Raw genomic sequence first — 14010 nt, 5'->3', positions numbered from 1 at the left:
TTTGTGTTTTGCCTCCAAAACCTGCGATTTTTATAATAAAACGTATGTTCAATTGGAGGTTTTATCATGTATGAACTCAACGCTTACTGCGGTCAACAGTCATCTATCATTATCACTAAGCCTAATACACTGGTCGAGGCTAGCTGCAATTTGACAATGGCGGAATATGATTTAATCACGCTTGCTATTAACAAATTGTATTTACAAAAGTCTGACTCTAATCAAGTTATCATCAGTGTAAGAGAGTTTGCGACTGCCAATCGAGTTAGCTCGACCTATGCCTACCGTGTTCTAAAAGACTGTGCCGAAAGTTTACCGAATAAGAAACTGGCAGTTACCTTGTACAAAGATTTATCAGCAGAAAATACGGATGAGCTATTGGTCGTTAGACCCAATCATTCAAAATATAAAACTATTGCGACCGAATGCCATTGGGTACAAAATGCTACCTATGTTGAGCAGACTGGGTTTATTACGCTTTATTTTTCTGATTTAGTCAGACATATCATTAGCAATACAGGCAAGGCTTACACCAAGTACGATTATCTTAAAACTATTGATTTTAAAGGTTGTAGCACTAAACGACTGTACGAGTTGGTGCTTAAATGGAAAGACATTGGTAAAACTCCTACTATGACCATTTATGAGTGGAAGGAATATTTGGGCTATATAGATTCCTATCCAGAAGTTAGTGAATTTCGGCGTCGTGTTTTAGATTATGGGCTTAAGCAAATTAATGCCCAAGGTGACTTTGAAGTAACGCTAGATCCTACCCGTCTAGGGCGTAGCTTTACACATTTCTCTATGATTATCAAAAAACTAAAATCCATAAAGTTAAATCATACGAGTAAAGATAATTCTAATAACAGTGTGAAACTTCTTAGCCCAAAACAGGCAGATATGTTTGCTAATCTTCTTGCGAATGATTCAGGCTTTGGCAGTAAGTTTGCGCGATCCGGTGAAGCAATGGCAAGCTTTATGAGCCGTATATCTCAAGATTTACAGCGAGATTTGGGTAAAATTGGGGAGTATATGCCGTATTTGGTGAGGGCGGGGTTTGAAAAAACGTATTAGCTTTATGCCACTGCTATAATGAATAAATTAGATTTTTAACCCAAGAACCCAGTTTTTTAATACCTGTAAAATAACATCTTGATGGATAAACTCCTGCTCAAGTCGTCGCTTGTCAATATCTTGCTGCTGAATAAACGCAAACAACTCGGCTTCGTCAATGGTTAAAAATTTGGGTGCTACTTGATTAAAAACAGGCTCGGCAACGCGTTTATGATCATGGCTTCCTAGCGTATGTTTATCCATCATTAATGACTCAACATGAGCACAGCATTTACGGGCATAAGAGAGCATTGCTAGCCCTTCTGAGTCAATATCACCCCAATAGCCCACTTTTTTATGCTTCAGCCATTGTGCTTTTAACCATGTTAGGTTCTTTCCACCGCCAGCGACAGCAATCGTATTGGCTAAATTTGGTAGCATAAAACAAGGTGTTTCGTTTTCGATGATTAAGATATTATCTGCAGGTAATTCGAAGTTTAATAACGTTTGAGAAGATAGTTTTAAAATAGGCAAATTTGCCAATGCCAATTTTGATGCGTCGCAAAGTGGTCGTACAAACAGCCAATCTTTTGGCTTAATATTACAGCCAAGCCAAGCTAATAATGTAAGGTGGTTATTTTCATCGATCGTATCTAAAGTAATAGCTTTGTCGGTTTGGTGCAGGCTTTGTACTAGAATCTCAATTGTTCTAAAATTATTTTCTATAAACTTAGTGTCAATACCTGCGACGTTTACCGCTCTAAGGTAATTACCTTTACCCATACCTTCATATAGTTGTGGAATCAAGATGGTTAGATTGGCAATTTGTTCATTAGATAAACGTTCAATCATATCTAAGTGATTAATTAAACTATCAAAAATCCTTTTTTGTGTGTCTGGATTTGGGCTAAGTTGAACTAGACTTTTAAATTTAAATTGCAAACTATCAAGGCGTTCAATCGCCACTTTGCCCAAAATTTCAGCAAGCGTATTAAGGTCATGGATAATTAACTTTACTGGAATAGATTGCTCACCAAGAAAACCTAAATTTTTAGTTTCTAATTGGATATGGCTATTTGGATGCTGAGTTTCGAAAATCTGCCACGCTTTAACAAAAGCTTGAAAATGTAGCGTGTTTTGAGCGGCTACTTTACCAGAGCTTGGGGGTTTAAGTGTTATTTCAATAGCATTTTCCTGGGAGATCTCATGGTTTAGCAGTTGTTTAAATCTGCCTAAATTTTGCCAGTAACGCTGATTAAGTTCTTTGAGAACATCATTAGGCAGCTTGCCCCACGTAGTTTGAATTTGATTCATACCATGTTCCTATGTTTCAACATGGCTAATTTGAATGTTCATTTCAGCTAGCTGTTCATTCAGATGACTTGTTTGCTGTTGCGCTTTTTGTTTATCGTAGTCTTGCCAAGTCACTTCGGTAAGCCTGCTTTCATGGTCATTGATGTTGCGCTCACAGATAATCAGGCTATTGGCAGCTTCACGGGCTAGGTTAAGGTTTTTGTAAGGGGTTATTAAGTTGATATGGATATTGAGTTCTTTAAATACTTTCAGCACACGGCGACTGACCGATTCCTGCGTGTTGGAGAAAGCTTCATCTAAAAATACAGTACTGTAAATCGGCTTATCGCCTCCTGTTGGCGTAAGTACATAGGCAAGACTTGCAGCAACAATAATACCTGCGAACGATTCTTTTTCTCCCCCTGATTTACCGCTTGATGAGCTTAATATATCTATCACGATATCATCACCTGTTTCAGAATCTATTTTAAACTCTTCAGCATTAAAACTCATTTGGTAACGTGGGTCGAGCAGTCTTAAGCTTTCAAGGTTGCTTGCTGTAGTGCCATTAGCGGCTTTATCAAGTACCGCGTTGATATCACTAAGCAGCTTAAAGCGTTTTTCATGTTCTTCTGTGGTCATGAGTTCCATGAGCATGGCAAGCTGTTTATTAAATTCGACTACATTGACAATGCGTTCTGGCTTGATTTTTAGGCGTAAAAATGTACCTTGGCGAAATTCGGTTTTTTGAAGTACCAGATTGACTTGCTCAATACCTTGTTTGATTTGTTCTAACTCACTATTCATTTTGGTCTTAAAGTTCGCCAACGATTGGGTGAGATTATTATTCATACGGCTTTTAAATTTTGTCGTAAGTTTTGCAAGCCCTTCTTGTATTAGATGGTCATAATGGGCAAGAAAATCTGGCATACCTTGCTCAGTTGCTGACCAATCTGACGTGATAGGTTGCCATTTTTCATTGCCTTTAAAATTACCCATAATACCAATCGCTGACTTACTGTCTCGACTGATACGATTACTAGCACTTTCAATGTCTTCATTAAGGCGAGTTTTTAATACATCGGCATTGTGAGCGAGTTGTTTAAATTTTTTATCCAGTTGCTCTATGATGGCTTCGCTCATCGGGTGGTTGGCTAAGATATCGTTTTGGGTGATTTTAAGCTGATGGCTTTTTAATTCTTGAGATTTCGCCCCTTCTTTGCGATTAAGTTTAATTAGCTGGCTTTGTAACTCGTTAAGATTTTGTTCAGCTTGTTGATATAGTTGTTTTGCTTTGGCAATATCGCCTTGGGCATTTTCAAGCGTGGCAAGTTCTTGCTGTTGGTAATCGAGTTGGGTTTGCCAAAACGGTGCATTGATATCATCCCAGTTGGTTTCAAGTAATTTGTGCCAACGATTTTTTAATATTTCTATGTTGGTCATGGCTTGGCGAGCTTGTGCGAGTATTTTTCCTTGTTCGACAAGTTGAGTTTTGAACGTTTGTTGTTGAGAAAGCAGTGAGTTTAATAAGGATTGGTTATTAAAGCCCAATTGCCATTCACGTCTGTCATCGATTTTATGCGTATCTTTTTTCTCAAAACGCCTCCATTCTCGATGAATCAATCCTGTAATCGTCATAGAAAAAGGTGTATTATCCAGTTGCTCGCTATCATCGACACAGGTTAAATCATATTTTTTTAAAAACCCCTTAAGCCAATCACGGTAAGGATGTTCTCGCCATTTAAGTTTTCGCAAAAACCCATTCGCTGAAAATTCAGTCGCTGTGGCGCTGGTATTCTCAACCACTTGCACTCGTAAATGTAACCCAGTGTGCCGTTGCGTGTTGATGTAGCTAGTGATAGCTGGATAATCCTGTTTACTCACAAGTAAAGTTGTTTTGAGACCCCCTAAAGCGCGCTCGATTGCCCCTTGCCAAGCGGTTTGGTTATCCTCAATATCCAACATTTCACCGATAAATTTGGTATTTTGTGATAGATTTAATTCTTGGCAAAGGGCATCTCGCCAATGTTGTAAACGTAATGGAATATTGGAGTCTGGGCGTTGTCGAATTTGCTCTATTTCACTTTCTACACTGCATAGATCTTGTTGCGTTTGACTAAATTTACCTGTTGCTAAACCAAAGTTATTTTGTGCAGTGGTGTATTGCTCGCCTAAAATCGCTTGATTATTAGTTGCTTGCTGTTGATATTGTATAAAGGTGGTTCGCGTTAAGTTTGTTGTGATATCCAAAACTTCACAAAGCTGTTGATAGGCAGACGCATTTTTGCTAGTACGGCGTAATCCATCTTGGGTATAGTTAATATCTTTTTGTAACGATTCAATGCGATTACCGCCAAGTTTCATGTATTCATCACGGTAAGTTTCGGCAGTTTGTCTGGTTTGCTCAAGTTGTGTTTGTTTATCAAGAATGGCAGTTTCAATAGTTCGATAATCCGCTTCTAGCACTGCAAGCTCTTTTGCAAGGGCGTGTTGTTCGATTTTGGCAAGATAAATGGGAATAGCGTCTTTTAAAACTTCAAGTTCGCTAAGTTGCTGTTTGGCTTCTTCCATTCTTTTGGCGAGTATCGGTAGTTGCTCAAGCCGTTGAACTTGTTCTTGGGCATCGACTAATATATCGTGTTCTTTCTTTAAATCTTGAAACTCTTTGACAATAGCTTGAGCATCTTCTCGTAAGTTACTCGGCTCAAGTACAAGGGTACGGATAAGGTCGGTTAAGTTATCGATTTTTTTAAGCCCTAATGCTCGAGAAAGCAAAGCTGGGGCATTTTTGTTGTTTAAGTGCAAAACTTCTTGATACAGTTTTTGATACTCATCAAAGGTTGTCATATGCTTGATATGCTGACTCTCCAGCCATGTTTTAAACGTGCGGTCATATTTCTCATCAAACTCTGCCAGTACCGTTTTTAGCTTTACATCGCGATTGGCAACCAAATACAGGCGTTTGACATCACTGGCACTAGTCGCTGTGTTATCTGCCCAAAATAGCGCTATTAGAGTAATATCATTACCATTATCTTGGCGATAATAAGCTCGTAAGCCTGTGACGACTTTTTGACTGCGTTTGGATTTAGTGGCGGTGGTTGTCCCATCATGTTCTTGACCATAACTACCACGCATATAAGATAGAATGGTACGATCTGCCTTGTCGTTTTGAGCGGCGGCGATGTTGAAATTGGCTCTACTAGGTGGCATTAGTAGAGCCATTAGTCCATCAACCAGCGTGGATTTTCCTGCACCGTTATCTCCTGTAATCAATGTGCCATTTGGGTCGATATGAGCAGTATGCAGGTCTGCAAAGGAGCCCCAATTAAATAGCGAAATTTCTCGTAGTTTTATTTGTCCGTTATCGGATTGATTAAGTAGCGTGGCTTCCATGACATATCTCTTTTTACTTATAAGATTTATTTCTAGTGCTGTGTTAATATTAAAATAGGCTGTCCTGCTGTCCGAATAGTTGCGTGTCCCCTGTTGTATTTTTTGTTGGCAAGTTAAGTTCTACTACTGTGTCATTTTTCACTTGATTAGTGACAGCATTGCTCGACTGTTCTAGATTGTGTTCTTTATCGTCATACTTGTCTGGCATCTCACCAAGCAATGCGATGTATTCATTGAGCATGGCTTGTAATAGGCTTGCATTGACGACATAACGTATCATAGGTGTGATCTCATAGCGTTCAACGTTGCCCCGTTTGAGAGTAACCAATTTATGATTTTTAGCAAAATGCTCCAGTCTCGCTGAGAGTTTTTTCTTATCTTTTGAACCGTGGTCGGTGAGTGGCAAAAATGGCGACATTAAACTTTCTAGTTTTTCGATATCGATGATGATTTCAGTCTCGCCCAAGTTTTGGCGTTCTTGATAGTACTTACGCAAATTGAGCAATAAAAGCGTGTCATATACGTTGAGCGTACGTTTTTGAATCATGGACGTAATATCTTCGCCATCCAGTTCAGCTTGCTCGGTGTCATTTTCGAAATTATCTAGCCCTTTAAGCTGTTCATGGTTTTCTGCGACAAAATCTGCTCTCGCTACGAAAGCAACTCCGCTATGTTCATCAATAATTAAGCTACAATAGATCTCGGATAAATGACGGCGAATACTGGTTTGATGACGCACAATATTGTCAAATAATTGCGGTTTGGCACTGTGCAGTATCACGCCTTGCTGAGATAAATAAATCAACGCTCGGCGTGCGTCAGCTGGCATGTCACTCTCAGTAATAGCGGTCGATTGAGCATCTGATCGCGCATCGAATGATCCATTTTCATCCATCTTTTGTGTGTTCAGTTTTTGCCTATCGCTACCATGATCAATATTTTGGCTTGATACTCTCGAAGCCTTTGAATCATTTTGCTGTTGGGTGTCAAAACAGGTCGAATTATCGGTGCTAGTTACCATGTCAAAAAAGCTGTTTGTCATTATTTTTCCAGATTTATTCGCTGTAAGAGATTTTTATAACGCTAAAGCCATCGGATTATCGATAAAATCTTGAGGGAAATGCTCAGTTGTCAAAATTAGCTTAGGTATAGTTGCTTTTAGCTGATTACCAAATTTATCATTGACCAAAATCAACTCTGTTTGTCCGATGTCGGTGGCTTTGACAGCTTTTGCAATACGGATGAACGCGACCAATTCCTCAAGTCCTGCTTGAATTGGCATATAGTTATTGATACTCGCTATGCTCATCGCACCGTATTGATCTAAGGTGTAATAGATTTTTTTGGCGACTTCAACGACCTGGACTGTTTCTAAATTTTCTAACGTTTTTTGGCTTAGGGTGTGATTGTTTTCATGCTCTTGAATGTCGCTTAAATCAAGTTTTTCTTCAGCAATTCTGAGCCGTATACTATCAGGCGATGAATACGGCATTTTGCCGACTTTAATTGTTAGATTCAGGTCTTTATCAATAATTTTTGGCGTGTCTTTAAAGGCAATTGCCCGTTTTTCAAGTTGACTAATTAGCCTATCAACTGCATGATTCTCGCTCATTGCGCCACTTTCAATGTAAGACTTTAACTGTTCTTCAGTACGTCGTCTGATACGAAATACTCTATCACTTTCTCGTGTTAGCTCTGAAATAATGGTGCTCAAAAACTGGTGGTGATGTGGGGCAAGTTGGTTTTTATCAGTGGTTTTGAGCACACTTCGCATCTGCTCGGTAAACTCGGTTAAGCGATTGTCATCGGATAACAAATGAAAAAATCCATCAAATGCACTACCCGCATCAGTTTTGGCAAGTAAGTCTTCTTGTTCAAATACTTTTTGCAGTAACTCGCCTTTACTCAAGTTATCATCAATCATTTGTACGCGTAAGGTCTTATCCATTTTGCGGATTTCTTCTTCAAGTAGCCGAAAATCCCCTGTTAAACTGTACGCAAGGTTATAAATTTCTCGAATTCGTTCCTTTTTCTCATAGTCATTGAGATAGACCATTTTACCTACATTTAAGTCATTGATTTGGCTTTCTAACTGGGCTTTTTGTTTCTCTAAAATAGCGATACGCTCGGCCGTATTTTCACTCATCATCACCGCCAAATCTCGAACCGACTCTTGGACAATCCGCAGATGCGATGCAGATGTACTGATAATCCGCTCATCAAAACTTTGGCAAAACCGTAATACCCTATCAGTAGCGTCAGTGACTGTCAGGCGGTTATCCATTTCTCTAAGCCAACCTTTTTTTATCCAATCATTCAGATAGGTCATTGCGTTAGATTCGGTTTGCCAACTGCCATCAAGCCGTGCTTCATCCAAAGCATTATCGAGCAATATTCTAGCTTGCCCATAACTAATTTCATTGTCGGTCTCAAAAGCAGTAGCAATAAAAGCTAAAATAAATGGGGCATTATCGGCTCGCAGTAGTCGCCATGCAGCCGACTCTCGAAAGTGACGTTGGTAATTTGCCGATTTTGCCATAAAGCTCATGATGATGCCTTTTTTAGTTAATGTTGTTTGGGCTTATGCGATACGCCCTCTGTCTATTTTATCCCTACGATTTGCATTAAGCTGTCAAAGCTATTAACTACTTCATAGCTAACTGGCATTTTTTCAACTGCCGCCAAGGTATCCACTTGTTCAAGTTCGCTATTGTTCCCTTGTGTCTGTTGCAGTTTGGCAAAAAACGCTTTGGCACTGGCGATTTTTTGTTTTTCGGTCTCTCTCAAGTCTATTTCGCTGGTAGAGCCTTTGGTCTCTGCGACAAAATAGACATGACGCACTTTGTCTTGATTAAAGGCAATCGCCCAGTCAGGGTTATAACCGCCAAATGGCGTGGGGATGACAAAGTTTTTGGGCAGTTTGGCATACACTACGACTTCATTGATGTGCTGCTCTAGCTCTGCCAAGAATTTGCGTTCAACATCCGAGTCTGTTTCCACATACTCCCAGACATGACGGTTGGCTTTAATTGCGGTATCTGACAAAGGAATATTACTTACAAAGATATCGTTACTATCGTATCGCTCTTGGGTAAGCTCATAGGCGATGTTTTGTACAATTAGTTTGGCTTGTTGCTCGTTGATGATACGGCTGACTTCGCTGATAAAGGCTTCTGGGTTATGTTTAAACTGTGAAAACACCGCTGAGTTTATTTTACTCAATACAGCAATGACAGTACGACGGGTCAGATTGGTACGGCTTGCCACTTGCCCGATAAGGTCATAGCGAATCGGCGTTTGTACAGTCACACTATATTGCTCACGGTTGGACTGCACTTGCCCAAAGCTGTCACCTTGTTTCACTGTATCGTAATCTAGACTATCTTTTTGCTCAGATGTTTTGACGGTATAGGTGAGTGACTGCACAAAGTTATTGTTACGCTCGCGGCTGACTTTGTCAATTTCGCTGATACTTTCGGCTATCAATTTGTCGCTATCAAGCTGGATTTGATAGATGGATTTTTGGTTGATGCGTCGCCATAGGGCTTGGAATTCTTTACGGTTTAGATTGTCTGGGTTGATGGTATTTTTAGGTCTATTGCCATCGTTAAACATGCCATCAAGGGCATTTGGATTCACCACGCTGATAATGAGTTTATGGATAGAATTGGCAAAGGGTTGCAACTCATCGGGCAGTTTTGGCAAGCTATCATTGTCTTTATCGTCCTGAAACTTTGCCAGTAGATTATCGTCATCATCGAGATAATCATTTTTGACGAGATATTTATAAATCTGATTGGCTGTCTTGTCATCAACGACCATTTGCCCACCCAGTTCACTCACCAAGGTTTTACCCGTAAAATATTGTGGATTGGCTTTGCTTGGGCGAGTGGCTAGATTTGCCAGCATTTCTTTTTGTAGATTACCGACAAATTCAGCATAGCTTTCATTGGTAATCACGGTTAGGTTATTGAGCCGATGTACTTCACCGAGTGGTAGATAGCCACTGTCCATGCGTGTGCCATGTTTATCCACGGCTAGACGTAATCCCCGCCCTACTTCTTGACGGCGAGAGATGACGTTGTCCGAGTGCTTAAGCGTACAGATGACAAAGACATTGGGATTATCCCAGCCTTCACGCAAGGCAGAATGCGAAAAGATAAAACGCACATTTTTACGCGCGATTTGTTCGTCATTATCAAGCGGTTCGGGGAAAGCAAGCAAGGATTCTTTGTCTTTTAAAATCAAGTCATAGGCATCGATGTCATCAGCGACCAGCACTTTTTCGCCCAGTTCTTCGTCTTTAACGCTTTTGACATTGGGATCGACCATGTGGCGTTTTTTATCAAGACTAAAATAGCCGTTATGCGTACCTTGAGCAGTGATGGCTTTAAGATAGTCCTGGTATGGGTCATTTGTTAGGTTTAAATCAATGCGTTTGCCTACTTCTTCGCTGTAAGTCTGTTCGAAGATATCAGCATATTCGCCATTCACCGCATTGCCGTCCATGTCGTACTGGCGGTATTTGGCGACTTCATCGATAAAAAATAGACTTAGGACTTTAATGCCCTTATGAAATAACCGCTGTTCGATGTCCAAATGTGAGCGGATGGTTTCTCGGATTTGGATACGGCGTAAGTCTTTATCGTCCACATTCCCCTGCCCAACGTGTAGCACAATACCATTGGCAAATTCGATACTATCGGCGGTGACTTGGGTGACGGTATAGCGGTCTTTGTATTGTTCGGCTTCTTTGGATACTACAAACAAGTCATCGCCTTTTGCAATATTCCGGATTTCACGTCGAAACTCGCCTTTGGTTGATTTGATTTCTAGCTCTAGCCGTGCAACGGGCGCTTTGCTTGAGACAACCACGTCTTGTAAGTACAGATAGCCATTTGTGCCCGTCAAGCCTTTGACTTCAATGCCTTTAACGGTGATTTTTTTGACCAGTTTTTGGTTATAGGCATCCAGTGCGTCAAGGCGATACACTAGGTTATAGTCACGCTTGTGGGTGGCGGAATAGCGTAGGATAAATAACGGGTTAAAGTTGGCAAGGCTTTGTAAGGTCTTGTCAGCGCCCATTTTTTGCGGTTCGTCTAGGATGATAATGGGGCGGTTACGGCGTATCACGTCAATGGGACGGCGAGAGCCGAATTCATCTAGGCTGGCGTAAATTTTGCGGGATGCTTCGTTGTTCGCCCCTTCTTTTATGGTATTAAAGGCTTGCACGTTGATAATCATGATGTTGATACCACCATCTGAGCTAAAACTCTCTAGATGGTGCAAGGCTTTGGAATCATAAATAAAAGCTCGTGGCTTTTTGCCATATTCTGCCAGTAGGTCGTCCGCCATCATGGCAATGCTTTTGTTCACGCCTTCACGAATGGCGATACTAGGCACGACGATGATAAACTTACTCCAGCCGTATTGTTTGTTCATCTCAAATATGGTGCGTAGGTAGGTATAAGTCTTGCCCGTACCTGTTTCCATTTCGATATTGAGATTGAGCGGGCTTGTGGTGAGATTGTCGCCTTTTTTGTTGTCACTGGTGACAAGCTCGGTGGATTTTGGCAAGCCTCGATTGATTTGAATAGTTTGAATATTTTTGAGAATCTCGTTTAAGTCAAATAACGGCGTGTTGGCAAAACCGATATTTTCATCGTCCAACATATCATAGGTTTGTAAGGCAGCGTTTTGCAACGTATCACTGTCGCCAAAGTCTAGCCCTGCTTGCTGTGGCAAACGTTTTGGGGTTGACTGTATGCCTCTATCGAGTGTGTAGCGTGTTTGCCCAATCAGTTGTTCTTGTCCACGGAACACATCGACGACGGCTTGCACTGCATCGAGTTGGTAGGCTAAGGGTTTGAAGGTGATTTTCATGTTTTTTCTCCTTTTCCCTTAGATAAAGCGGACATCGGTATGCGGTGATAGTTGTTTAAAGCGTTCTTTGATGTTGGTTTTGTCGCTGTCGGTGGCGATGGCGCGTTCGCTGGTGATGAACTTCAGTGGATTGAGTGCGGCGATGTCATTGACCATATTTGCGTCGATGTAGTCTAGGCTTGCGATGAGTGAGTTACCGCCCACTTGGTAGATGGTGTGTCCATTTATTGCGGTGCGTTGGATGGGCAAGGATAATGGCACGCCTGTGTCTAGCATAAACTGGAATAGTAGGTCTTCATCGCTACGGTCGGATTTGATGTTGTTTTCGAGTTGCTCAAGTAGGTCTTGGTTGTATTGGTCGGGGCGATAGTAGATGTCGTTCATGTTGGTGGTGTCGATTTTGAGTACACGAAAGCCTGTGTCAAGATGGCTTAGGTCTTTGTCCATGTCTGCATTGTCTAGGTGGTCTTGGCGGATTTTTGCCCCTGCTCGGCGGATGCGTTCTTTGCCGATTTCACAAATATTTTTATATCCATTCTTAAATGCATGGCTTTTTTCATCATTTAAGCTAGGAATTTGAACCATTATAAATTGTCTTTTGCCATTATCCTCTGCATTACTTTTCATTACAGCATGTGCAGTCGTTGCTGAACCAGAGAAAAAATCGAGAATTATTCCATCTTTAGCAGATATCTCTATACATCTTTGTATTAACATGGAAGGCTTGGGAGTATCGAATACATTCTCAGGAATTAACTCTTTCATCTCATACCTAGCTATTTTTGTATCTGAAGCAAACTCCCTAGACCACCAAGTCTGTGGAGTAATACCCTCCTTAACCTCTGTTAAAAATTTCTTTTGCATTGGGCGACCTGTGCCTGACACCCCAAATGTTATTCTATTATCATTTAAAAGTTCATTAAACTTTGCCTCAGATACACGCCATGATGTTGATTCTGGAGGTAAATGCTCTCTACCATCTGGTCCTACAATTGGGTAATAACAATTTGCTGAATAAGTTCTAACTGACAAATCGCTAGCTCTCCAAACTCCACGTGGGTCATTGTCGGGATTCTTATAAGCTGATAATTGCTTTTCATCTCTTTTCAATAAAATTGGCTTCCAAATTTTTGCATTTTTAGCAAATATTATTAGGTGTTCATGAGTATCGGATATCCCTTGAGCATCGTTTGCAGGTCCGTATTTTTTTTGCCAAACTGCATTAGCTATAAAGTTTATCGAACCAAAAATTTCATCACAAATTTTTTTTAAATTAGCTTGCTCATTATCATCAATCGAAATAAAAATCACGCCATCATCAGCCAACAGATTACGAGCCAATTTCAGCCGACTATACATCATCGACAACCAATCACTATGAAACCGCCCATTACTCTCCGTATTCGCCACCAACCGATTGCCATCACCATCCACCTGCCCCGACCGCTCAAAAAACTCAGCCGTATCCGCCGCAAAATCATCGTTATAAATAAAATCATTGCCCGTATTGTACGGCGGATCAATATAAATCATCTTCACCTTGCCAAGATAACTCTCCTGCAATAGCTTCAACGCCTCAAGATTATCCCCCTCAATAAACAAATTGCCCGTCGTCTCAAAATCCACACTCTCATCACGGCACGGGCGTAACGTCTTAGCTATCGGACTGTTCGCCGTCACAATCGCCTCACGCTTGCCCACCCAGTCAAGGCGATAACGCTCTTGCGACCCATCAATGACCGAATGCGATAATTCTTGCTTAAGTAATTCAAAATCAATGCCCCGCTCAAGCACTACTTCACCGTTCATATCACGGATAACCTTGCCTTGCTCATCGGTTTTTGGCTTCTCGGTGACACAGTTGGGGAACAGCGCGGCAAGACGCTCAATATTGCTATCGACTAGGTTTGGGGTGTGCATTTTTAGCGTGGTCATGGGGAAGTCCTTGAGAGTTTGAATGAATTATTTGGATTAAATAAGCAAGTCTTGCTGTGGGTTATCATCTAGCGTTTGTAGATACGCTAGCCCTTTGTCGGTTGTGCGATAGGCTTGGCTTGGATGCTGTAATGTTTTAGGATAAGCAAGTTCAAGTAACCCTTCCTTAAGCAAGGGTGATAAATACTTTCTGCGTATCGTATCAATCTCTCTATTGAGAAAATGTTTTAAAATACTACTGCTCATAAATTGCTTTTGACAAATTTGTAATACGATGCTTTTCGATTGCTCAGGGGTGAATCTGCCTTTAGCCCTTGCGGACGCTACAATGGATTGTAGATTTAGTAGCATATCATTACTTAAATCCCCCACTTCCTTGATGATAATGACATCATTAATCCCAGTGCTCGGCTCGTTAATCCCAGTGCTCGGCTCGTTAATCCCAGTGCT

General features: G+C 41.0%; 7 protein-coding genes and 1 pseudogene. 1 reads left to right on the top strand and 7 read right to left on the bottom strand.

What is annotated here, in order from left to right:
* The first annotated feature begins 66 nt into the window (after positions 1 to 66).
* On the top strand, positions 67 to 1074 hold the full coding sequence (locus tag RTJ53_RS04550) for a RepB family plasmid replication initiator protein (protein ID WP_312276039.1): 1008 nt from the start codon (positions 67 to 69) through the stop codon (positions 1072 to 1074).
* Positions 1075 to 1101: 27 nt separating this feature from the next.
* Here the strand turns inward: RTJ53_RS04550 and RTJ53_RS04545 are convergent, their stop codons facing one another.
* The 7 genes and pseudogenes from RTJ53_RS04545 to RTJ53_RS04515 all read right to left on the bottom strand — a co-directional run.
* Entirely contained in the window at positions 1102 to 2367 is a 1266-nt protein-coding gene (locus RTJ53_RS04545) for a Wadjet anti-phage system protein JetD domain-containing protein (protein WP_159375528.1), read from the bottom strand.
* Positions 2368 to 2376: 9 nt separating this feature from the next.
* On the bottom strand, positions 2377 to 5742 hold the full coding sequence (locus RTJ53_RS04540) for an ATP-binding protein (protein WP_312276038.1): 3366 nt from the start codon (positions 5740 to 5742) through the stop codon (positions 2377 to 2379).
* 49 nt (positions 5743 to 5791) lie between these two features.
* Positions 5792 to 6784 carry a DUF4194 domain-containing protein gene (locus RTJ53_RS04535; RefSeq protein ID WP_309576405.1) on the bottom strand — a complete coding sequence of 331 codons (993 nt, stop codon included), beginning with the start codon at positions 6782 to 6784 and terminating at the stop codon, positions 5792 to 5794.
* Between the two features lie 33 nt (positions 6785 to 6817).
* Positions 6818 to 8290 carry a DUF3375 domain-containing protein gene (locus RTJ53_RS04530; protein ID WP_312276037.1) on the bottom strand — a complete coding sequence of 491 codons (1473 nt, stop codon included), beginning with the start codon at positions 8288 to 8290 and terminating at the stop codon, positions 6818 to 6820.
* Between the two features lie 53 nt (positions 8291 to 8343).
* Positions 8344 to 11625, bottom strand: a complete 3282-nt coding sequence (locus RTJ53_RS04525; RefSeq protein WP_312276036.1) for a restriction endonuclease — start codon at positions 11623 to 11625, stop codon at positions 8344 to 8346.
* Positions 11626 to 11643: 18 nt separating this feature from the next.
* Positions 11644 to 13560: a site-specific DNA-methyltransferase gene (locus RTJ53_RS04520; protein ID WP_312276035.1), complete on the bottom strand. Its 1917-nt coding sequence runs from the start codon at positions 13558 to 13560 to the stop codon at positions 11644 to 11646.
* Positions 13561 to 13596: 36 nt separating this feature from the next.
* A pseudogene (locus RTJ53_RS04515) lies at positions 13597 to 14010 on the bottom strand (Fic family protein); the annotation flags it as partial.

The sequence above is a fragment of the Moraxella sp. CTOTU46711 genome (assembly GCF_031975715.1).
Lineage (GTDB): Bacteria > Pseudomonadota > Gammaproteobacteria > Pseudomonadales > Moraxellaceae > Faucicola.
The sequence above is the reverse complement of the archived record's forward strand: the minus strand, read 5'-3'. Positions and strand labels throughout refer to the sequence as shown.